This window comes from Pseudomonas sp. KK4 (genome assembly GCF_001984065.1).
GTDB lineage: Bacteria > Pseudomonadota > Gammaproteobacteria > Pseudomonadales > Pseudomonadaceae > Aquipseudomonas.
In genome coordinates this window covers 21722-43289 of record NZ_LYVP01000045.1, presented here as the reverse complement: position 1 = coordinate 43289, position 21568 = coordinate 21722, and the positions used below count along the sequence as shown (strand labels likewise).

The window sequence follows — 21568 nt, the reverse complement described above, 5'->3', positions numbered from 1 at the left end:
GCGCGCGTTATCGTTGACGACCATCGCGAGCGAGCTCGCTCCTACAGGATTCAGACGGTCAGTTTTCGGCTGAACTTGGTTTCCATCACGATATGGGACGCGGTGTGTGCCACGCCTTTTATCATGTTGATCCGGGTGAGTTCGGCGTTGAGTTCGCTCAGGGTCGAGGTGCAGAGGTGGATGATGAAGTCGGACTCGCCCGAGACGGCATACACCGCCTGCACCGCTTCCATCTTGCGCAGTGCGGTCATGACGTCGGTGTAGCTCTTGTTGGTGCAGGAGGTCATGGTGAAGCAGTTGATGGTCTGCTGCAGCCGGTCCTGGTCGATGCGCACGCTGTAGCCGGTGATGACCCCGGCGTTTTCCAGGCGGGTGATCCGCTCTTGTACCGATGAGCGTGACACCCCGAGTTTGCGCGCCAGGGACGCAGTGGGTTCGCGGGCGTTGGCCTGCAACAGGCCAAGCAACTGCCTGTCCTTGTCGGTCAGGTTGAATAACGGACCGCGATTGTGCACATCCATGGACACTTGCTTGACCTCACACGGGTTCAGTTTTTATGGGTGGCCCGGCGTTGCGAGCGGGTTTCCTGGAACATGTCCATCATCTTAAGCCCCGCATACACCGTTTGGGCCGCCGCCGGGCCCAAGGGGCCACCGTTCCATTCCAGGCCATAGGCATCGAACAGACGGTAGCGATCGGTTTCGCCGCAGATCGCTTCGGCGATCACGCGCCCGCCAATCGGCGCGGTGTTCATACCATGGCCGCCAAATGATGTACACGTCCACAACCCCTTACCCAACGGGCCGATGTGCGGCATCTTGTGCCGCGCGTAACCCATCAGCCCCGACCAGGCTTTGTCGATCTTGATGCCGCGCAATTGCGGATACACGTCGAGAATGTCTTCGGTCAGCAACTGCCCGAGGCGTTTTTCGTCCTGCAGGTTGCGGGTGGTGATGCGGCCACCCCACAGCAGACGGTCACCGTCGACGACGCGGTAATAGTCCGAGGCCCGGCGATTATCGCCCACGGCATCGGTGGTGCCTACCGAACCGGCCAGACGCCCGCCCAGGCGTTCAGTCAGCACCGCATAGGTCGCGATCGGCAGAAAGGCCCGGCGCAATTTGCCGAACTCACGGCCGCCGTAGCCGCCGCAGCAATACACCACGGTGGAGCAATCGACACTGCCGTGTTCAGTGAGTACACGGTGCCGACCATCCCGACTCTCGACCCGGACCATCGGCGACTGTTCATGAATGATGCCGCCACTGCCTTCGATCAGCCCGGCCAGGCCGAGGCAATAATTCAGCGGGTGGAAATGGAAACCATGGTTGTCCCGCAGGGCCTGGAAATACCGGTCGGTCTTCAGCTTTTCACGCACGGCCTGGCGGTCCAGGTACTCCAGATGAAAGTCGAAATCCGTGGCCATTTTGTCCCGCAGGCGCTGGAGGTTATCGCCGTCCTCATAACGAACGACACTCAATTTTCCAGGGGTGGGCGCGCAGCCCGGCAGTTGATGACGGGCGATCGTATCCCGAACGATATCGACCCCCTCCAGCGACAGTCTGAACAGTGCGGCAGCGGTCGGTTTGCCGCAGCGGCGCTCGATGGCGGACAAGCCCTCGGACCAGCCTTGCAGCACAAAACCGCCGTTGCGCCCGGACGCGCCCCAGGCAACCCGGCCCGCGTCGAGCAGCACCACGGACCGGCCTCGGCACAGTAGCTCCCGGGCCGTGCTCAGCCCCGCGAGCCCCGCGCCGATGATGCAGACATCGGCCTGGACGTTGCCTGACAACGCCGCGCGCAGGGTCGTCTCGCGCATCGTGGCGGTGTAGTAGTTGTTGTTATAGCTGTACATGAAGTCCGTAGTCCTTTTTCGCGGCGCAGGCGGGCAGGACGCCGCGTCGAGGACGGGCGCCTGCGTTGCAGGGGAGGTTTACTGCACTTGGGTGAGGTCGGCGCCGTACCATTTTTCAGAGAGTTGCTTGAGCGTGCCGTCGGCTTTCATGTCGGCGACGATCTTGGTAAGCGCGCTGTTGAACGCTTCATCACCCTTGTCCACGGCGATGGCCAGGGGTTCGTAGTACGCCGGTTTGCCTTCGACTCTGACGATAGGGTAGCCGTTCTTGACCGCCGCCACGATGGTCGGCAGCGCGGACAGGGTGGCGTTGAGCCGGACCCCGTTGCCCATGCGCAAGTCATCCAGCGGGCCCATGCTGTCGCCATAGGTCTGGACTTCGCCGGGGGTGACGTCGTAGGTAAAGGGCGGCACATCCGCGGCGTCGATTTTCAGCCGACGGTTTATGTAGTCTTCCGACGTGGTGCCCGCTTCGACCCCGATGATCTTGCCGTTGAGGTCCGACGGCTTGGTCCCGGCCGCATCCTTGTGCACGGCGAACACGTACGGCGTGTAGTAGTAGATGGCAGGGAAGTCGAGCACCCGCGCCCGCTCGGTGGTGGGGGTCATGGAGCCGACCGACAGGTCCCAGCGGTTCGACCAACGACCGGCGGTGATGATCCCGTATTCGGGCGTCACGAAGTCGATCTTGCTGCCCAGGCGCCGGCCGATTTCGCTGGCGACATCGATATCGAAACCTTGCAGTTTGTTGTCCGGGCCGAGGAACGATTGCGGCGGCCAATTGGCGGCGGTGGCCACCTTCATCACTTTGGTTTGATGGATACGGTCCAGGGTCGAACCGGCCCAGGCCGCGCCAGTGGTGAGCGTGACGGCGGTGGCGACAGCGGCTGCGGTGAACAGGCGAGAGAGCGAGATCATGAGTAAGCCTCCAGTATCTTGAGTGCGATTGTTCTTGTTGTTGTCGATGCTTCGGAAGGTACGACGATGCTTCTCAGTGGCTGAGAATCTGCGACAGAAACTCCCGCGCACGCTCGTGCTGCGGGTTGTCAAAAAACGCGTTGGGTTTGCCTTGCTCGATGATGCAGCCGTCATCCATGAAGATGATCCGGTCGGCCACCCGGCGGGCGAAACCCATCTCGTGGGTCACGCAGACCATGGTGATGCCGTCCTGCGCCAACTCGCCCATCACGTCCAGCACCTCCTTGACCATCTCCGGGTCCAGCGCGGAAGTGGGCTCGTCGAACAGCATGATGCGCGGGCGCATGCACAGGGCGCGGGCGATGGCGACGCGCTGCTGCTGGCCGCCGGACAGCTGGCCGGGGTACTTGTCTGCCTGGTTGCCAATGCGCACGCGCTCAAGGTATTCGCAGGCCAGTTCGCGGGCCTTGGATTCGCTCAGCTTGCTCACCAGGCGCGGGCCGAGCATCAGGTTTTCCAGGACCGTCATGTGCGGGAACAGGTTGAACTGTTGGAAGACCATGCCGACCTGACGCCGGATGCTGGCCACGCAGGCGGCATCGCGGGTCAACTCGATGCCGTCGATGAACACGTGGCCTTTCTGGAAGTCTTCCAGCAGGTTCAGGCAGCGGATCAAGGTGGACTTGCCGGACCCCGACGGGCCGCACACCACCACGATTTCGCCGCTGGCAATGTGCAGGTCGATGCCCTTGAGCACGTGAAAATCGCCATACCACTTTTGCATGGCCTGGATCGAAATGGCGGGATACGGAGCAGGGGCGGCTGAAGCTGAAGGCTGATTCATCGTAGGGCTCCTGTTTCAGCGATGGGCGCGGTTGAAGTGCTTTTCCAGACGGGCCTGGACGGTTTCCAGCACGATCGACAGCAGCCAATACAGCACGGCGGCGGTGATGAGCATTTCCAGGTGGCGGAACTCGGCGCGGCCCTGGGTCCGGGCCAGGAACATCAGCTCCCAGACACCGATCACCGACACCAGCGAACTGTCCTTTAACATCGAGATGAACTGGTTGCCGGTGGGCGGAATGATCAGGCGCATGGACTGCGGCAGGATCACCCGGGTCATGGTTTGAAAGGGGTTCAGGCCGATGGCCCGCGAGGCTTCCCACTGCCCTCGGGAAATGCTGCTGATGCCCGCGCGGAAGATCTCCGTCATGTAGGCGCCATAGCACAGCGAGAGCGCCAGGATCCCCGCCGGAACGGCCCCGACGACATAGCCCAGTTGCGGAATGCCCAGGTAAATGAGGTAGATCTGGATCAGCAGCGGCACGCCGCGGAAAAACGAGGTGTAGAAACTGGCGATGGCAATCGCGAAGCCATTGGAAGACAGCCGCGCCGTGGCGCCCAACAAGGCCAGGACAAACGCAATGGCAATGGAAATCGCCGATACGTAGACGGTGGTGAACACCCCTTGGGTGATCATGAAGCCGACTTTGGTCGCGATGAAGCTGTAGGACAGGTTGAAGGTGTCGAAGAACAACAGGAACAACACCAGCAATTCGCACCAGACCGTAATGATCTGCGCCCGCAATGGGAACCGGCCAAGGATGAACAGGTTCAGGACCACCGTAATGGTGAACGTGCCGCCCACCGCGATATCACGCGCCAGGGGCGATTTGAGGTCAAGGACGATGGGCCCCATCAAGTTGGAAAGACGGCCTTCACCCACCCCGCAGACCAGCGTGATGATGAAAATCACCACCGCCATCGCGCCCATGAAGATGGCGCTGTCGGTCATACGAGCCTTGACGATATGGTCTTTGAACATGGCGTGCGTGCCTCAGGGGGAGCCCCGTTATTGTTGTGAGTTCATTATGGGTTGACGAAATGCCGGGCGGCAGCCCGCGAAATGCCGGGATGTTCGGTTTATGCGGGCAGATGAGGGGGTGCGATCCATACATATGCAAGGATCGGCTGGCAGATGTCGTTCGAAGGCGAGTTGCGACTGAGCGGCTCCTACAATGGAACGCAGTCAACTGTAGGAGCGAGCATGCTCGCGAAAAACATAGGGGCGACGCGGGCATGCAGACAGCCCACGTCATCGTTACAGAGCCTGCGCAAATCCTGTAGGAGCTGGCTTGCCAGCGAAGGCTGGGTGTCAGTCACCGAAGATGCTGGATGTACCGACCTCTTCGCGAGCAAGCCCGCTCCCACAATGTTTTGGGTTGGCCATGGATGCTGTGAACGACCCAAATCCACTGTGGAAGCTGGCTTGCCAGCGATGGCGGAGTGTCAGTCACCGAAGATGCTGGATGTGCCGGCCTCTTCGCGAGCAAGCCCGCTCCCACAGTAGTTTTGTGTTTGTCATGGATTTTTTGGTGGACCCAAAACCACTGTGGGAGCTGGCCTGCCAGCGATGGCGGTGGGTCAATCACTTTGATATTGGCTGTGCCGGCCTCATCGCGAGCAGGCTCGCTCCCACAGGTTTTTGTGGGTTGGTCGTGGATTTTCTGGTCGTCACAAATCCACCGTGGGAGCGGGCTTGCTCGCGAAGGCGGTGGGTCAGTCACCAGTGATGTTGGCTGTGCCGGTCTCTTCGCGGGCCTACAGGGGAGGGGGGGTGTCCTTGGCTATCCGCGCGATTTCTTCAATCCCTTCAGGCGTGCATTCGCCCTCTGCACGGCGGCCATTTTTTCCGGTCGCTTCATGCGTTTCCATTTCCTGATGTCGTCCTTGCTGCGTCCGCAGCTCACGCACAGGTCGCCACTCAACTGGCAGACTGCGATGCATGGGTTTTCGATTTCCTTGGCCATGATCAATAACCCTTGCCCGACGGTGCCAGGCGCTTTTGCCAATCGCCGCCGTGGCTGCGTTGGCACTCTTCTTCGGAGTCGAACCGTACGCTTTGGTCTGAAGGCTGCACCGCCAGGTCTGCTTCGTTCAATGCCGTGGCGGTCAACTCGAACACCCGAGCTTTGGCATGGGCCTGGGCGAGGTTTTTGTCGGCCAGGGTTTCGAACACCCAGGTGACCTTCAGCGTTTGTGCGAACGCGTTCGGGTCAGCGGTGTGGGTGAGCCAGGTAAAGCCCTGGAGTTCAAGTTTGGCGGTCTCGCACGCGTCGGTCAGGGTGGTGATCAAGCGGCGCTCGAGGCGCGCGAGTTCGCGTTTGCCAGGGGGCATGGCGGGTTCCTTTGGGGTCAGACAGGGCGAAATTCGACCGTCAGGTGGCTGACTTCATGAACAGGCTTGAGGCGGTCACGAATGCTGTCGGCGTTCGCGGACGCCTGACCCATGACGCTGACGATCGCCGCATGGGCTTGCGGCCCCACTCGCCAGACGTGCAGGTCGGTGATGGTCGCGTCCCCGGATTTTTCAACCAGTTCGCGTATTTCCTCGGCGACGTGTTCATCGGTTTGATCCAGCAGTACAGCCGAGGTGGCCCCCATCAACAGCCATGCCCAGCGCGCGATGACAACCGCGCCGACAATGCCCATCACAGGGTCCAGCCATACCCAGCCCAGGTAGCGGCCAGCCAGCAGGGCCACGATGGCCAGGACGGAGGTCAAGGCGTCCGCGATGACATGGACGTAGGCGGATTTGAGGTTGTTGTCGTGACCATGATGGTCGTGGTCATGGTGGTCATGATCGTGGTCATGGCTGTGGCCATGGCCCAGCAGCAGTGCGCTGACAACGTTGACGATCAAACCGACGATGGCAATGAGCGTCGCAGTGCCGAACTGAACCTCGGTTGGCTGCAACAGGCGCATGACGGACTCTACGCCGATGCCCAGGGACACCATGCCCAGGATCAGCGCCGACGCAAAGCCACCCAGTTCGCCAACCTTGCCCGTGCCAAAGCTGTAGCGCGCACTGGTGGCATGACGCTTGGCGTATCCGTAAGCCGCCGCGGCGATACCCAGGGCACCGGCGTGGGTCGCCATGTGGAAGCCATCGGCAAGTAGCGCCATGGAACCTGTGATGTAGCCGGCGGTGATTTCGCCGACCATCATCACCACGGTCAGTGCCACCACCCACAGGGTGCGCCTGGCGTTTTCTTCGTGGGCCGATCCAAGGAAGACGTGGTCGTGTACGTAATTGATGGGTGAGCTGCTCATGACGCGATACCTGTGGACTTCATTTGGAATAGCGGCGGATGGCTTCGAGAAGCTCCTCGACGCCCTTGTTGCGTTGCGCTTCGCTCAGCGCGGGATTCGCCACATGCTCGCGGGCGTGATCCTCGATGATTTCTTCCATCAAACCATTGATGGCACCGCGGGTGGCCGCCACCAGATGCAAGGTTTTTGCGCACTCGAGATCGGATTCCAGCGCACGCTCAACGGCCTGGATTTGCCCGGCGATGCGTTTGACGCGTTTGAGGAGATCGTCTTTGTTTGCTGCGATATGACCCATAGGGAAGCCCCTTGAACGGTTGATATTGCATCATAGGTATACCCCCCTACCCCTATGCAAGGAGCGTCTGACGAAACACCTTCCCTGATGATGCAGGAGCAAGCGATGAACGAACGAGCACCGCGGTAAACCCGCGCGCACTAGCGCAGCAAATGCACCACCAACCCCACCAACGCACACCCCAGCAGCACCTCGATCACACCGCGCTTGAAGCCAAGCAACGCAATGGCTGCAGCGATGGCAATCAGCGCCGACGGCCAGTCGAGGTGGGCACTGAAGCCGTTGGGCCATAGCACGTGATAACCGAAGAAACACGCCAGGTTGAGGATCACGCCGACCACCGCCGCCGTAATCGCGGTAAGCGGTGCGGTGAACTTGAGTTCGTTGTGGGTCGACTCCACCAGCGGGCCGCCGGCGAGGATGAACAGGAACGAGGGCAGGAAGGTGAACCAGGTCACCAGCGCAGCGGCCACGGCACCTGCCAGAAACGCCTGGTCGGCGCCGAATACCTGCAGGACATAGGCCCCGACAAAACCGACGAAGGCCACCACCATGATCAACGGCCCGGGCGTGGTTTCGCCCAACGCCAGGCCGTCAATCATCTGCGTCGGGGTCAGCCAGCCGTAGTGGCCGACCGCGCCCTGATAGACATAGGGCAGCACCGCGTAGGCCCCGCCAAAGGTCAGCAGGGCGGCTTTGGTGAAGAACCAGCTCATTTGGGTTAAGGTGCCGTGCCAGCCAAAAACGGCGGTGAGGATTGCCATCGGCAAGGCCCACAACACAGCGCCGACCAGCAACAGCAACGCCAGCTTGCGCCCACTGAAGCGGGCATGCGCCGGGGGCGGTGTGTCGTCATCGATCAAGGCCGGGCCAAAGGATTTTCTGGCGGCGCCGTGGCCACCGCTGGTGAATTTCTCGGGGGCCAGGCGGCCACCGACATAGCCGATCACAGCCGCGCCCAGCACGATCAGCGGGAAGGGCGCATTGAAGGCGAAGATCGCCGTGAATGACGCGGCCGCGATCGCCCACAGCCAATTGTTCTTCAGGGCCCGTGAGCCGATGCGATGGGCCGCCTGCACCACGATGGCCGTCACGGCGGGCTTGATGCCATAGAAAAGCCCGGCCACCACGGGCACTTCGCCAAAAGCGATGTACATCCACGACAGCGCAATCAGGATAAACAGCGAGGGCAGCACGAACAGCGCACCGGCAATGACGCCACCCCAGGTTCGATGTATCAGCCAACCGATGTAGGTCGCCAATTGCTGAGCCTCTGGCCCGGGCAGCAGCATGCAGTAGTTGAGGGCATGCAGAAAGCGCCGTTCCGAGATCCAGCGCCGCCGCTCCACCAACTCCTGGTGCATGATCGAAATCTGCCCTGCCGGCCCGCCGAAGCTGATAAAGCCCAGCTTCAACCAGAACCAGAACGCCTCGCGCAAACTGATCGGCACTGGCCTCGACCAGTCTTGTTCAAAGGCTGGGGCGGCTATCTTGTTCATTGAGTGTCGGTTCATGATTTCCCTAGCGCCAGCCCAGGGCCGGCGCGACGTGCTTGAGGATGGACTCGATCACATGGGCGCAATACTCCACACCCAGTTGATTGGGCACGGTCAGCAGCAGGGTATCGGCTGCCGCAATGGCCTCATCCTTGGCCAACTCCTCGATCAGCACATCGGGTTCTGCTGCGTAGTTACGGCCGAAAATCTTCTGGCTGTCGTCATCGAGAAAGCCGATGGTGTCCTCGGTCTGGTTGTTTTGACCAAAGTACATGCGGTCCATGTCGTTGGTGATGGCAAATATGCTGCGGCTCACCGACACCCGAGGCTGGCGTGTATGCCCAGCCTTTGCCCAGGCTTCGCGAAACACTCGGATCTGTTCAGCCTGCTGGATGTGCAGGGGGCGGCCGCTCTCGTCATTTTTCAGGGTCGAGGTCTGAAGGTTCATGCCCATTTGCGCCGCCCAGACCGCAGTCGCATCGGACCCCGAACCCCACCAGATTCTGTCGCGCAGACCTTCGGAGTGCGGCTCGAGGCGCAGCAAGCCTGGCGGGTTGGCGAACATCGGCCTCGGATTGGGCTGAGCGAAACCCCGGCCGCGCAACAACTCATAAAACACTTCGGTGTGGCGCCGTGCCAGGTCGGCATGGGTCTCACCCTCACGCGGCGCGTAGCCGAAGTGGCGCCAGCCATCCATCACCTGTTCGCCCGAACCGCGACTGATGCCCAATTGCAGGCGCCCACCGGCAATCAGATCCGCCGCGCCGGCATCCTCGACCATGTAGTGCGGGTTCTCGTAGCGCATGTCGATGACCCCGGTACCGATTTCAATCCGCCTGGTTTTCGCGCCCACCGCCGCCAGCAGGGGGAAGGGCGAGGCCAGTTGCCGGGCAAAGTGGTGCACACGAAAGAACGCCCCGTCCGCCCCCAGCGCCTCGGCCGCAACAGCCAGGTCGATCGATTGCAGCAGGACATCGGCGGCCGATCGCGTTTGTGAATGGGCAGATGGGGTCCAGTGGCCGAAGGAGAGGAAGCCGATTTTTTTCATGGGGATTTCTCTGAGGGGATGGCAAAAGCATAACGCCAATTTATTCGGGCCAAATGACGGACTGTAGTCTCATTGCGTTGTTTCAGAACCAACCGGGTGTTGTGAATGCGCCTTACAGGGCATTGAGCGCTTCACACCTGCTGGAAGCGGGCCGCATGGCCGCTGGCGCGGAACGCTTCGACGATGTAATCCACGAACACTCGCACTTTGGCAGGCAAGAGCTTGCGGCTTGTGTAGTAGATCGCCAGCGGCGTCGCTTCGGCGTACCACTCGGGCATTACGCGCACCAGCTCACCGCGCTCCAGCAACGGCAGGGCATGGGGCAGGGGCAGCATGGCGATGCCCATGCCGCTGGCGGCCGCATGGGCGATGGCCTCCGGGTCGTTGAGCACCATCACCGGACGCACGCTGGCCACCACTTCCTCGCCTGCCGTGTTCCTCAAGGTCCAGGGCGCCAGTCGTCCGGTGCTCAGCAGGCGCCGCAACAACCCTCGATGCCGGGCCAGTTCCAGCGGATGGGCCGGAGCGGGATGCGCCTTCAGATAGGCCGGCGAGGCGACCAGCACGATGCACAGGCGTGCCAGTTCACGGGCGATCAGGGCATCGGTCAACTCGATGCCACCGCCGATGGCAACGTCGAAGCCCTCGGCGATCAGGTCGACCTGGCGGTTATCGAAGTGCAGATCGGGCACTACGTCCGGATAGCGGCGCACGAACTCGTCCATCATCGGCACGAAATATTCGCGGCCTACGGTGTACGCCAGCGAGACCTTCAGGGTGCCCGCCGGTTTGCCTGCACCCTGGCGCAGATCGGCCAGGGCATCGCCGATCTCGCCCCAGGGCAGCCGCACCTGGCCGTACAAACGCTCGCCATCGGAAGTCAGGGCCAGGCGACGGGTGCTGCGCTGGAACAGGCGCACGCCCAGCCGTGCTTCCAACTGGCCGACGCTTTTGCTGATGGCGGCCGGTGTCTGGCCCATGCGCCGCGCGGCGGCCGAAAAACTGCCTTCGTCCGCGGCGGATATGAAGGCATCCAGATAGCTGCTGAGTTCGTTGAGCATGGTGGCATCTGATACCAATGGTTGAAACTGAACACTAAAGTTTGCGACTACCGAGATCAAGTGGCGATGTCGATGATGTGCTCACCCACTACCCAAACCAAAAGGTGAGCATCATGAGTACTCCATTGAACGGCAAAGTCGCATTCATCAACGGCGGCTCCCGGGGCATCGGCGCCGCCACTGCACGGCGCCTGGCCCGTGAAGGCGCAACGGTCGCCATTGGCTACTTCGCATCGGCCACCGCTGCCCAGGCGCTGGCCGAAGAAATCCAGGCCACGGTCGGCAAGGCCATCGCGATCAAAGCCGACGCCGCCGACGCCAAGGCGTTGACCCAGGCCATCGACAGCGTCGCCGAGCGATTCGGCCGCCTGGACATCCTGGTCAACAGCGCCGGTGTGCTGATCGTCGGCGCCCTTGAAGACTATTCGCTGGAAAATTTCGATCACACCCTGGCGGTCAATGTGCGCTCGGTATTCGTGGCGTCGCAGGCGGCGGCCAGGCATATGAAAGAGGGCGGGCGCATCATCAACATCGGCAGCACCAACGGCCAACGCATGCCATTTGCCGGCGGCGCGACTTACGCGATGAGCAAATCGGCGCTGATCGGTCTGGTCAAAGGCATGGCCCGCGACCTGGGGCCGCGGGGCATCACGGTCAACAACGTGGCACCGGGCCCGGTCGATACCGACATGAACCCCGAACACAGCGACTTCGGTGCCGGCCTGCATGACCTGATGGCCATCCGGCGTCACGCCAAGGCCGATGAGATTGCTGCGATGGTGGCCTATCTGGCAGGTCCTGAAGCCTCGTTCGTGACCGGCGGCGACTTGCTGATCGACGGTGGTTTTGCGGCGTAGTATCAGGTCCACCCTGTTCGCGGATGTCCGCCGGATTGACGTCCGCGAACAGCACTGAAACAGGTCAGAGGAAGGTGAGCATGCACACCGGATTTGAAGAGGTAGGGTTTCTCGGGTTCGACGTCTTCGGAACAGTGGTCGATTGGCGGACCAGTGTGGCTCGGGAGTCGGCTCCGTTTTTGAAGCGCTGCGATTTACGGATAGACCCGCTGGCCTTCGCCGATGAATGGCGGTCGTTGTACCAACCATCCATGCAACGCATTCGCTCGGGGCAGCGCCCGTTTGTGACGCTCGACGTGCTGAACCGGGAGAACCTCGAACAGTTGCTCGTCAGGCACAACGTCGAATTCGGGCGTCTCAAAGAACAGGACATGGCTGCCTGGTGCACGGCCTGGGAAAAACTGGACCCCTGGCCTGACGCCGTCGAGGGCCTCATGCGTTTGAAAAAACGCTTTGCCATCGGCCCCATCTCCAACGGCCATATCGCCGGCATGATGAACCTCGCCCGGTACGGCGGCTTGCCCTGGGAAGTCATCACCGGTGCCGGGCTCGCCCGTGCCTACAAGCCGCAACCCGAGGTGTACGTGAAATCGGCGAATGCGGTGGGTTTGCCGGTGCACCGTGTGGCCATGGTTGCCGCGCATAACGACGACCTTGCTGCCGCGCGCGCCTGCGGCTTGCGCACGGTATTCATTCGCCGCCCCACGGAATATGGCCCGGGGCAGCAATCGGATCTGGAGCCCGCGCAGGATTGGGACGTTGTGGCCGATTCCCTGAGTGAGCTGGCGTCGGTTCTAGGGGGCGGATGCGGTGTTCGGACAACGGTGTAGCTCCTTGATAAACAACGGGATGCAGGTCCTGGGCAGCGCTTGCCGCAGGCTAACCGAGCTGCTCGGCAAGCCCGACGATGAGACCTTCGGGTCCGCGAATATACGCGAGCCGGTAGGACGTCTCGTAATGCATCTGGCCAATCAGCTCCGCACCATGGGCCTGCATCCGCGCCACGACCGTATCGATGCCCTCGACGGCAAACATGATGCGGCGCAGACCCAAGGTGTTCACCGGCGCCTCCACCGGCCCGAACCGGACGGCGTCTGGTGTGTGGAATTTGTCCAGTTCGATGCCCTGGCCATCGGGGGTGCGCAGCATGGCGATGGTGCACCGCACGTCTGCCAATCCGATCAGTAGGCCGACGCAGGGCCCTTCAACGGTGGTCTGGCCCTCAAGTGTGAGGCCCAGCTCGATGAAGAACGCCTTCACTGCCTCCAGATCGTCGACAACGATCAGGATGTTGTCCATTCGTTTGATTGTCATGGGGCAATCCCTTTTCAGACAGTGTCGGTTTTTTTGAAGGTGCAGGTGCCAACGCAAACAACAGGCATTGGCGCCACTATCGCGGGGGACTACGGTTACGATCCCCCGTAACAGTCATTGATTGACAGGGCCTTCTGATAATACTCCGGACGGTGCGCGCGGCTTGGAAGGCGTGCAATCCTTCATCGCAATGTTGAACTCCCGATCAAGCGGCCAACTCATAATTCAAACGCCACTGCACACGACTACGAAGCAGCGATGACTCATCTACAGCCGCCTGGCCGCGAACTCGGAACGATATACGAAACCGATCTGCCCGCACGCCTGGACCGCTTGCCGTGGAGCCGATTTCACACCTTGCTGGTGTTCGCGCTCGGCATCACCTGGCTGCTCGACGGCCTGGAAGTGACTCTGGCCGGCTCGGTGTCCGGCGCGCTGAAAGACAGCCCTGACCTGCGCATGAGCAACTTCGATATCGGCCTGGCGGGCGGCGTCTACATCGCCGGCGCGGTGTTCGGGGCGCTGCTGTTTGGCTGGCTGACCGACCGCTTGGGGCGGCGCAAGTTGTTCTTCATCACGTTGTGGTTGTATGTCGGCGCCACGGGGGCCACGGCGTTCTCCTTCAACTTGGAAAGTTTCCTGTTGTTCCGTTTCCTCACCGGCATGGGCATCGGCGGTGAGTACACGGCGATCAACTCGACCATCCAGGAGTTCACCCCGGTGCGCTATCGCGGTTGGGTCGACCTGACCATCAACGGCACGTTCTGGCTGGGCGCAGCCCTTGGCGCCGGTGGGGCGATCGTGCTGCTCGACCCGCAGGTGGTCGGCGGCGACTTGGGCTGGCGCCTGTGCTTCGGCATCGGTGCGGCGCTGGGCCTGTTGATCCTGGTGATGCGCCTGTGGCTGCCGGAGAGCCCGCGCTGGCTGCTGATCCATGGTCGACACGAGCAAGCACGACAGATCGTCGAAGGCATCGAGGCGCGCCTGCGTGAACAGGGCCATGAACTGCCCGTCATCACCAGCAAGCCCCTGCGCCTGCATACGCGGGACCACACGCCGCTGGCGGAGATCTTTGAGACCCTGTTCATTCGCTTGCGCCGGCGCGCGCTGGTGGGGCTGACCCTGCTGACCGCCCAGGCGTTCTTCTATAACGCGATCTTCTTCACCTACGCGCTGGTGCTCACCGATTTTTACCAGGTGCCTGCCGAGCGTGTCGGCTGGTACGTACTGCCCCTGGCCCTGGGCAATTTCTGCGGGCCGCTGCTGCTGGGTCGCCTGTTCGACGTGATCGGCCGCCGCGTGATGATCAGCTTCACCTACGCGATGTCCGGCATATTGCTGGCCCTCAGTGGCTACGCCTTCCTGCGCGGCTGGCTGGACGTCACCCAACAAGCCGCGGCATGGATGGTGATCTTCTTTTTCGCTTCGGCCGCGGCCAGCTCTGCCTACCTGACCGTGGCGGAAACCTTCCCGCTGGAAATCCGCGCCCTGGCCATCGCCGTGTTCTACGCGTTCGGCACCGGCCTGGGCGGCATCATCGGGCCGATGCTGTTTGGCGAGCTGATCCAGACCCAAGAGCGCAGCAGTTTGATGATCGGTTATCTGATTGGCGCTGCACTGATGTGGGTGGCGGCGGTGGTGCAGGCGGTTTGGGGCGTGGCGGCGGAGCGTCGGGCGCTGGAGGAGGTGGCCAGGCCGTTGTCGCAGGCGGGGCCTTGGAGTGGCCCCGGCTGAGGTCGTCGGGAAGGGTGGCGAAAACCCGAAGACAATAGTCAGGCAACCGGTGGCACGTAGATCACTCGATTGCGTCCGGTCTGCTTGGCGGTATAGAGCCCGGTGTCGGCGCGTTCCAATGCCTGGTCGATCTGCTCGTCATCGGTCAGCAGGGTGCAGCCGATGCTCAGGCTGACCCGCAATGGGCCGGCGGACAATTGCATCGGTTCGCTGCCGATCATTTGGCGGACACGTTCGGCAATTTTCTCCAGTTCTTCGCTGTCTTTTACCCTGATCAGGGCAACGAATTCTTCACCGCCCTGGCGGACCACCAGATCATCCGGGCGCAGCGCCGCGCGCAGGCGGCGGGCGCATTCGCAGAGCACCTGATCGCCACCGGCATGGCCGTAGTTGTCATTGATCGCTTTAAAGTGGTCAAGGTCCGCATAGATCGCCCCCAGGCGCAGGCTGCTCTGTTGTGCCAGCCGTCTTTCATGGTCCTGGAAAGCGATCAAACCGCCGCGGTTCCACAACTGAGTCAAGGGGTCGAGCATGGCCTTGCGTTGCTCGCGGTCCATTTTTACGCGCAAATCACGGTTGTTCTGGATCAGACTGCGCAGTTGCAAATAGCCCTCTGCCAGGGTGGCCAGGTCTCTGAAATTGGTTTGCTGCGTTTCACTCAATACGCGCGGGCGAGGATCGAACATGCACAAGGTTCCAATGGCTTTGCCATTGCCGGCGCGCAGCGGGTGCCCGGCGTAAAAACGGATGTAGGGCGCGTTGAGTACCAGCGGGTTGTCGACGAAGCGCGGGTCGTGCGTGGCATCGGGTACCAATAACGTGCCTTCACCGAGAATGGCGTAGCCACAGAAGGACACGTTGCGCGGGGTTTCGCTGGCGTCCAGACCGATACGGGCCTTGAACCACTGACGGTCCTGATCGATCAGGCTGATCAGTACGGTGTCCACCTGCGCCAGTTGCTGCGTCAGCTTTACCAGCGTATCGAGATAATGCTCGGCCGGCGTATCAAGCAGGTCCATCTCTTCCAGTGTGCTCTGGCGAAGTGTTTCGTCGGTGGGTAGGGGACAAGCGGGCATGGGACTTCCTTCTTTTGATGACAGGCAGCGGCTGTCAAGATGAGGACATGTCATTCTCTGAAAACGCTGGGGCCATCTAAGCATAGTAAGGTTGCGGGAGGCGAGTCTGGAGGACTCCTGCCACACATAAGGGGATGCAGCTTTCCTTGCAGGCGCGAGCTTGCTCGCGAAAAACCAGAGAGCGCCGCGGTGTGTCTGGTTTCCAGCGTTATCGTTGACGACCATCGCGAGCAAGCTCGCTCCTACAGTTTATGTGCCGAGAACGCCGCTCCCCCTGTAGGCGCGAGCTTGCTCGCGAAAAACCGGAGAGCGCCGCGGTGTGTCTGGTTTCCAGCGTTATCGTTGACGACCATCGCGAGCTGGCTCGCTCCTACAGGGGGGTGACGATCATTTCGACGGTGATGCCTGCGGCCGGTGACACCCAGAGCTGGTAGTCGCTGCCGTCGTCGGGCGTATGGATTCGGTAGTGGATGCCGTGTGCCTCGAGGCGGTCGAGCAGAGCGTTCCACTCGTCGAGGTCGGCGACGCGCAAGGCGATGTGGTCGATGCGTGGCGACACTGTTCCTGCGGGTGATTCGCCCGTGCCCTGGCTGAGATGAATCAGCGGCCGGCCCTGGCTGTAAAGCCACGCACCCGGCAGCCGAAACCCCGGGCGGTGGCCATTTTCCAATCCCAGCACCTCTGTAAAAAAACCGACGGTTTGCTCGAGATCCGGGACGACGATGTTTGCGTGATCCAGTTGCATGAAGATCCCCTGTGATGCCAATGAAGTCATCGTAGTGTGCCGGGCAGGCAGGCATTTGAACATTCGCCCGGCGTTTGATGGATTATCAAACGATTTGGAAATATCGAAATCACAAGGCCATTTCCCTGGAGGCTTGCTCGAACCGGTCACGCAAAAAATCCAGCAAGGCGCGTACCCGTGGTGCCAGGTAGCGGCTGCGGGGGTAGAGCGCATGCACGGGCGCTTCGACCGATTGCCAACCCGGCAGCACCAGGCTCAAGCGTCCCGCCGCCAGGTCGGCGCTCACGTCCCAGATCGACTTGAGCACGATGCCGTGGCCATCGATCGCCCATTGCCGGGCCAACGCGCCGTCATTGGTCTCGCGCGCAGCCTCCAGCGGCACCTTGAACAACAGCGTTTCCTCCCCGCGGTGCAGGTGCCATTCGCTGGACCACCCTGACTGGCCGGCGACAATGTGATCGAACTCGACCAACTGCTGCGGATGCTCGGGCGTGCCCCGGCGTTGCAGATAGCTGGGTGCGGCGCACAGTACCCGGCGATTGGCCGCCAGGGGACGGGCGATCAGCGAGCTGTCAGGCGGTACACCGAAGCGGATCACCAGGTCGACCTCGTCGGCGATCAGGTGCGACAGCGAGTCGGACAACAGCAGCGCCGGCACAACCTGGGGATAGAGAACGGTGAACTCATCGAGCCAGGCATTGAGCACGTGGCGACCGAAGTCCGAGGTGGCGGAGATCCGGATCTTGCCGCGAATTTCCTTCTTTTCTGCCGACAGCGCCGCCCGGGCATCATCCAGCGCCTGCAATGCCTGGCGGCAATGCTGCAAATAGATCCGGCCTTCATCGGTCAGCCGCAACTGGCGGGTGGTGCGCTCGAACAGGCGAGTGGCCAGTGACGCTTCGAGCTTGAGCAGGCGGGCGCTGGCGGCGGCTGGCGACAGGCCCAGCTTGCGTCCGGCAGCCGAGAGCCCGCCCAGTTGGGCCGCTTCGACAAACAGGCGGATGGCCTCGAGGTTATCCATGATTGTTCCAGTATTTTTGAAAATCCATCAAAGACTAGCCCAATTATCAAATCAGATCCCCGATCGCAGACTGAGCCCATCCACTCTCACTGGCTCAGGAAACTCCATCATGACGACGTTATTCACACCGATCTCCTTTGCAGGCCTCAATGCCCCTCACCGGGTCGTGATGGCGCCCATGACCCGTGCTCGCAGCAGCCAGCCCGGCGATATTCCCAATGCCCTTAACGCTCAGTACTACGCCCAGCGAGCGTCGGCGGCGTTGATCGTGACCGAGGCGGCGCAGATATCCCCGCAGGGCAAGGGCTATTCCTTCACCCCCGGCATCTACAGCGAAGCGCAGGTGCAAGGCTGGCAGGGCGTAACCGAAGCGGTGCATGCCGAGGGCGGCCGGATCTTCCTGCAACTGTGGCACGTCGGGCGCTTGTCCCATCCGGACTTCCACGGCGGCGACCTGCCGGTGGCGCCGTCCGCCGAACCTTTCGAAGGGCAAATCTGGAAAGTCGACCCGGTCACGGGGCAGGGCGGCATGTTCGACAGCCCGACGCCGCGAGCGCTGACCCGCGCCGAGATCGCCCAGATCGTCGACGACTTTCGCCAGGCCGCACGCCGGGCCATCCGTGCCGGTTTCGATGGTGTGGAGATCCATGGTGCCAACGGTTATCTGGTGGACCAGTTCCTGCGCACCACCTCCAACACACGCACCGATGAATACGGCGGCTCACGCAGCAACCGCCTGCGTTTTCTCAAGGAAGTGGTCGACGCGGTCAGCGATGAAGTCGGCGCCGAACGCACGGCGATCCGCCTGGCACCGTTCCTGACCGCCCGCGGCATGGCCTGCCCGGACATCCTGCCGACCATCCTCGAAGCGGCCGAGTACCTGCAGGAAAAAGGCATCGGCTACCTGCACCTGGTCGAAGCGGACTGGGACGATGCGCCGGTGTTCACCGAAGCGTTTCGCCAGGCCATTCGCCAACGCTTCACTCGGCCGATCATCGTTGCCGGCAATTACGACCGCGCACGCGCCGAGTGGGTCATCGGCCAGGGCTATGCAGACCTTGTGGCGTTCGGCAGACCGTTTGTGGGCAATCCCGACTTGCCTTTGCGCCTGGAGCAAGACCTGCCACTGGCGGCTCTCGATCCCGCGACATTGTTCGGTGGCACGGCCCAGGGCTACACCGATTATGCCTCCATCGCCCGCGGAGAAACCCAATGCGCTTGCTGATTGCAGGTCTGCTGGCGGCTGCGGTCCTCGGTCAGCCTGCGCTGGCCGCGGAACCGACACTGGTCACTCCGAACGTGCTGATCACCGATCCCGGTGCCAAGCCTGAACAGGTTCAGGCGCAGACCCTCGCTGCACGACGTTACGCAACCTTCTGGTCATCCGGCGATCCGTCGCTGGCCCGGCAGGCTCTGGCGCCCGACTTCATGGACCGCGCCTTGCCCCCGGGCCGAGCCCAGGGCATTGCCGGGCCGCTGGCCGCGTCCCAGGCGTTCCACGCGGCAGTGCCCGACCTGAATTGCGAGGTCCGGCAGATGATTGTCAGTGGCGATCGCGTGGTATCGCACCTGCGCTTCACCGGACACTTCACCGGCAGCTTCAACGGGGTCAGGGGACAGGGCCAGGCAGTGGACTTCATTGCCACCGACCTCTACCGCATCGCCGATGGCAGGATCGCCGAAAACTGGCATCTGGAAGACAACCTGACCTTCCTGCAGCAAATAGGCGTAGTCCCCCGCTGAACAACCGGCAACCCTGGCCCCTGTAGGAGCGAGCACGCTCGCGATGAACGAAAGCACACCGCGGGGCATCAGGCGCCCCGCGTTATCGTTCACGACCATCGCGAGCGAGCTCGCTCCTACAGATCCCGCGCCCAGGTCTGGCTGACCAGGTCTTTGCCGAAACTGTGCACCTGTTCCTCGTCGACCAGTTGAAAGCCTGCCTTCTGATAGAGCTTTCGGGCATCGCCAAGCACGCTGGTGGTCCAGAGCATCATGCGCGTGTAACCGGCATCGTGCGCAAATCGCAGGCTTTCATCAAGCAGTCGATTGCCGATGCCCATGCCTCTGGCACTGGCGTCTACATAGAGCATTCGCAGTTGGGCAGTAGTCTGGTCATGTTTGACGACAAAGACTGAACCGATGACCTTGCCATCTTTTTCCGCGATCCAGCATCGCTCGCACGATGGATCGAATTCACGAAGATATTTGGCGACAATTTCTGCCACCAGCGCTTCGAACTGCGAATTCCAACCGTATTCGCGGGTATAGAGCTGGGCTTGCTGCTGAACGACAATGCCCATGTCACCTGGCTTGGGGTCGCGCAAGAGATAGGACGGATCGCGGTCGCCCAGCAGCGCCTGTATCCGCTTCATCGCTTGGGTCAATTGCTCTTGCTGCGACTCAGGCAAGCCTTGCAGCATCGCCACGACTTCCTCGCGGGCGGCTTGCTCCAGCGAGGCCAATACGCTGCGGCCGGACGCGGTGAGCTGGATTTGCGAGGCCCGGGCGTCGCTTGCCGAGCGAGTCTTGCCAATCAAGCCCTGTTTCTCGAACCCGCCTATGACCCGGCTGACGTAGCCGGCGTCCAGGCCGAGCATCTGGCACAGGTCAGCACTCTTGAGGCCATCACTGGCGCCCAACTCGAAAAGAATGCGAGCCTCCGTCAACGAGAATTCGGCCTTGAGCAGGTGCTCTTGCAGCGCGCCGATCTGGTGGGTGTAGAAGCGGTTGAAGCGGCGTACCGTTTCGGCGCGTTCGATGAGGGCGGTCATGGCAAATCTCATATGGTTGCTTTGGGCAATAATATGGTTGCCTTAGGCAATCATGTCAAATGTTCGGTGGTCGGCTTGCGAGGGGTTTTTGGGGCGGGCCATCGTTAATAATAGAGTTGTGAAAAAACACAACTCAGGTAGTATCACCACAAAGGACAGGGAAGCCAATGGATATACTCAAGCCATCACGTTTTGACGACGCTGCGATGTTGTACCCCAACGACAGGGCCGGGCTATGCCGGTGCCTGCGCCTTTTGAAGATGGCCCGCCCGGCGGAATTCGCGGATCTGCAAAAAATGTTCGGTACGCAAGGTATCGATTTGTTCAAGCCGCGAGCCGCCATGAATTGGGTGGTGATCGACGTCGGCGGCAACAACCTGAGGGTCATCGGCGCAGTGAACTACGCCCGACAGAAGTTCTATGTCAAACACATCTACACCCATGCCGATTACGACGTTGCCAACCTCTGGTACGCAAAAAACAAAGGAGTAAGACGATGAGTGCAACCCGCACCGACTTTCAATCCGTGATCGCGACACTGGGTGAACTGCACGCGGTACTGGAGCGCCTGCGCGGTGAATTCGTGCACGGCATCGAGACCCCCGCCGACTACGAGCGTGCAACCGAGCTGCTCGATGAGCTCACCGACGGCCGTGAACTGAGCAAGGTCGAGGAGAAAATTCTCGTTGAACTTGAGGACGCGATCCTGGCTTACCAGCGCGACTCCGACCAGTTTCGCCAATCGAATGCCGCGTTTGAAGCGAGCTGTACCCCTGTGCAACTGATCAAGGATCTGATGGCGACACAGGGGCTCACCGGTTCCGACCTCCCTGAAATCGGCGATAAAACGGCTGTGTCCAAGGTGCTCAGTGGCGATCGGCCCATCAGCCACAAGATGGCTTATGCGCTGGCTCAGCGTTTTGCGATGGATCCGGGGGCGTTTGTGCCGACAACCCCTGCCAAGGCAACGTCCATGAAACCGGATCGGCCCGTGGCCAGGAAAACCTCGGCCAATTACCGCTATCGCGACACTGCAGTGGCCGCACATTTGGTGACAGAGGCCGATACTGCTGAGTATGAAGCGATAGCCCCCAAGGGGCGTAAAAGCACAGATAAAGCCCCGGCGAAGGGGTAGTGCAGGATAAACAGCAGTCCGGCGAACCTGAACATAAAGCGCGCTCCCTGTCGGATCTGGCTTCAAGGCAAGTTGATGAAAACCAGAACATGGCGCGCACTGATACCTTTATCGACCCGCTCCCAT

Annotated in this window: 24 protein-coding genes and 1 pseudogene; 7 read left to right on the top strand and 18 right to left on the bottom strand. The window is 61.6% G+C overall.

Annotated features, from left to right (window positions below; translation table 11 throughout):
- Positions 1-50: 50 nt before the first annotated feature.
- From B0W55_RS16500 to B0W55_RS16440, 12 genes are all read right to left on the bottom strand, one after another.
- Positions 51-521 (bottom strand): Lrp/AsnC family transcriptional regulator, encoded by a 471-nt coding sequence (locus B0W55_RS16500; RefSeq protein ID WP_077047000.1) that lies wholly within the window; start codon positions 519-521, stop codon positions 51-53.
- A 26-nt stretch (positions 522-547) separates the two neighbouring features.
- The gene (locus tag B0W55_RS16495) at positions 548-1855 is read right to left on the bottom strand and encodes an FAD-binding oxidoreductase (protein ID WP_077046999.1); all 1308 of its coding nucleotides are present in this window, start codon (positions 1853-1855) and stop codon (positions 548-550) included.
- 78 nt (positions 1856-1933) lie between these two features.
- Positions 1934-2773, bottom strand: a complete 840-nt coding sequence (locus B0W55_RS16490) for a transporter substrate-binding domain-containing protein (RefSeq protein WP_077046998.1) — start codon at positions 2771-2773, stop codon at positions 1934-1936.
- Between the two features lie 73 nt (positions 2774-2846).
- The gene (locus B0W55_RS16485; protein WP_077046997.1) at positions 2847-3617 is read right to left on the bottom strand and encodes an amino acid ABC transporter ATP-binding protein; all 771 of its coding nucleotides are present in this window, start codon (positions 3615-3617) and stop codon (positions 2847-2849) included.
- A 15-nt stretch (positions 3618-3632) separates the two neighbouring features.
- On the bottom strand, positions 3633-4598 hold the full coding sequence (locus B0W55_RS16480) for an amino acid ABC transporter permease (protein ID WP_077046996.1): 966 nt from the start codon (positions 4596-4598) through the stop codon (positions 3633-3635).
- Between the two features lie 802 nt (positions 4599-5400).
- Positions 5401-5583, bottom strand: a complete 183-nt coding sequence (locus B0W55_RS16470) for a DUF1289 domain-containing protein (RefSeq protein ID WP_077046994.1) — start codon at positions 5581-5583, stop codon at positions 5401-5403.
- Between the two features lie 2 nt (positions 5584-5585).
- Positions 5586-5951, bottom strand: coding sequence for a hypothetical protein (locus B0W55_RS16465; RefSeq protein WP_077046993.1), 366 nt, complete (start codon positions 5949-5951; stop codon positions 5586-5588).
- 17 nt (positions 5952-5968) lie between these two features.
- Positions 5969-6886, bottom strand: coding sequence for a CDF family Co(II)/Ni(II) efflux transporter DmeF (gene dmeF, locus B0W55_RS16460; RefSeq protein WP_077046992.1), 918 nt, complete (start codon positions 6884-6886; stop codon positions 5969-5971).
- A gap of 19 nt (positions 6887-6905) precedes the next feature.
- On the bottom strand, positions 6906-7181 hold the full coding sequence (locus B0W55_RS16455; protein WP_077046991.1) for a metal/formaldehyde-sensitive transcriptional repressor: 276 nt from the start codon (positions 7179-7181) through the stop codon (positions 6906-6908).
- Between the two features lie 140 nt (positions 7182-7321).
- A complete protein-coding gene (gene chrA / locus B0W55_RS16450) occupies positions 7322-8680 on the bottom strand; it encodes a chromate efflux transporter (RefSeq protein WP_077046990.1) in 1359 nt (452 codons plus the stop codon).
- 22 nt (positions 8681-8702) lie between these two features.
- Positions 8703-9725: an LLM class flavin-dependent oxidoreductase gene (locus tag B0W55_RS16445; RefSeq protein WP_077046989.1), complete on the bottom strand. Its 1023-nt coding sequence runs from the start codon at positions 9723-9725 to the stop codon at positions 8703-8705.
- Between the two features lie 131 nt (positions 9726-9856).
- Positions 9857-10786, bottom strand: a complete 930-nt coding sequence (locus B0W55_RS16440; protein ID WP_077046988.1) for a LysR family transcriptional regulator — start codon at positions 10784-10786, stop codon at positions 9857-9859.
- A 113-nt stretch (positions 10787-10899) separates the two neighbouring features.
- Between B0W55_RS16440 and B0W55_RS16435 the strand changes: the two genes are divergently transcribed.
- Together B0W55_RS16435 and B0W55_RS16430 are read left to right on the top strand one after the other, a co-directional pair.
- Positions 10900-11643 (top strand): SDR family oxidoreductase, encoded by a 744-nt coding sequence (locus tag B0W55_RS16435; RefSeq protein WP_077046987.1) that lies wholly within the window; start codon positions 10900-10902, stop codon positions 11641-11643.
- A gap of 80 nt (positions 11644-11723) precedes the next feature.
- Positions 11724-12473: a haloacid dehalogenase type II gene (locus B0W55_RS16430; protein WP_077046986.1), complete on the top strand. Its 750-nt coding sequence runs from the start codon at positions 11724-11726 to the stop codon at positions 12471-12473.
- A 49-nt stretch (positions 12474-12522) separates the two neighbouring features.
- Here the strand turns inward: B0W55_RS16430 and B0W55_RS16425 are convergent, their stop codons facing one another.
- Entirely contained in the window at positions 12523-12957 is a 435-nt protein-coding gene (locus tag B0W55_RS16425; protein WP_077046985.1) for a VOC family protein, read from the bottom strand.
- A gap of 258 nt (positions 12958-13215) precedes the next feature.
- Between B0W55_RS16425 and B0W55_RS16420 the strand changes: the two genes are divergently transcribed.
- Positions 13216-14691: an MFS transporter gene (locus tag B0W55_RS16420; protein ID WP_077046984.1), complete on the top strand. Its 1476-nt coding sequence runs from the start codon at positions 13216-13218 to the stop codon at positions 14689-14691.
- 38 nt (positions 14692-14729) lie between these two features.
- Here B0W55_RS16420 and B0W55_RS16415 read toward each other — a convergent pair whose 3' ends face one another.
- From B0W55_RS16415 to B0W55_RS16405, 4 genes and pseudogenes are all read right to left on the bottom strand, one after another.
- On the bottom strand, positions 14730-15767 hold the full coding sequence (locus B0W55_RS16415) for a sensor domain-containing diguanylate cyclase (protein ID WP_077046983.1): 1038 nt from the start codon (positions 15765-15767) through the stop codon (positions 14730-14732).
- Between the two features lie 275 nt (positions 15768-16042).
- Positions 16043-16120: pseudogene (locus B0W55_RS31605) on the bottom strand (outer membrane lipoprotein carrier protein LolA); the annotation flags it as partial.
- 17 nt (positions 16121-16137) lie between these two features.
- Positions 16138-16512, bottom strand: coding sequence for a VOC family protein (locus B0W55_RS16410; protein ID WP_077046982.1), 375 nt, complete (start codon positions 16510-16512; stop codon positions 16138-16140).
- A 109-nt stretch (positions 16513-16621) separates the two neighbouring features.
- A complete protein-coding gene (locus tag B0W55_RS16405) occupies positions 16622-17533 on the bottom strand; it encodes a LysR family transcriptional regulator (RefSeq protein ID WP_077046981.1) in 912 nt (303 codons plus the stop codon).
- Positions 17534-17642: 109 nt separating this feature from the next.
- On the opposite strand from B0W55_RS16405, the gene B0W55_RS16400 reads away from it, so the two are divergent.
- Both B0W55_RS16400 and B0W55_RS16395 read left to right on the top strand, forming a co-directional pair.
- Complete coding sequence (locus B0W55_RS16400) at positions 17643-18758, top strand: alkene reductase (RefSeq protein ID WP_077046980.1); 1116 nt, start codon at positions 17643-17645, stop codon at positions 18756-18758.
- On the top strand, positions 18746-19276 hold the full coding sequence (locus tag B0W55_RS16395; protein ID WP_077046979.1) for an ester cyclase: 531 nt from the start codon (positions 18746-18748) through the stop codon (positions 19274-19276). The genes B0W55_RS16400 and B0W55_RS16395 overlap by 13 nt, the downstream gene beginning before the upstream one ends.
- Before the next feature lie 116 nt (positions 19277-19392).
- Here the strand turns inward: B0W55_RS16395 and B0W55_RS16390 are convergent, their stop codons facing one another.
- Entirely contained in the window at positions 19393-20307 is a 915-nt protein-coding gene (locus B0W55_RS16390; RefSeq protein WP_077046978.1) for a helix-turn-helix domain-containing GNAT family N-acetyltransferase, read from the bottom strand.
- Positions 20308-20474: 167 nt separating this feature from the next.
- Here B0W55_RS16390 and B0W55_RS16385 point away from each other — a divergent pair, with 167 nt between their 5' ends.
- Both B0W55_RS16385 and B0W55_RS16380 read left to right on the top strand, forming a co-directional pair.
- The gene (locus tag B0W55_RS16385; RefSeq protein ID WP_077046977.1) at positions 20475-20807 is read left to right on the top strand and encodes a type II toxin-antitoxin system HigB family toxin; all 333 of its coding nucleotides are present in this window, start codon (positions 20475-20477) and stop codon (positions 20805-20807) included.
- Positions 20804-21442 carry a type II toxin-antitoxin system HigA family antitoxin gene (locus tag B0W55_RS16380; RefSeq protein WP_077046976.1) on the top strand — a complete coding sequence of 213 codons (639 nt, stop codon included), beginning with the start codon at positions 20804-20806 and terminating at the stop codon, positions 21440-21442. The genes B0W55_RS16385 and B0W55_RS16380 overlap by 4 nt, the downstream gene beginning before the upstream one ends.
- The last annotated feature ends 126 nt before the right edge of the window (positions 21443-21568 follow it).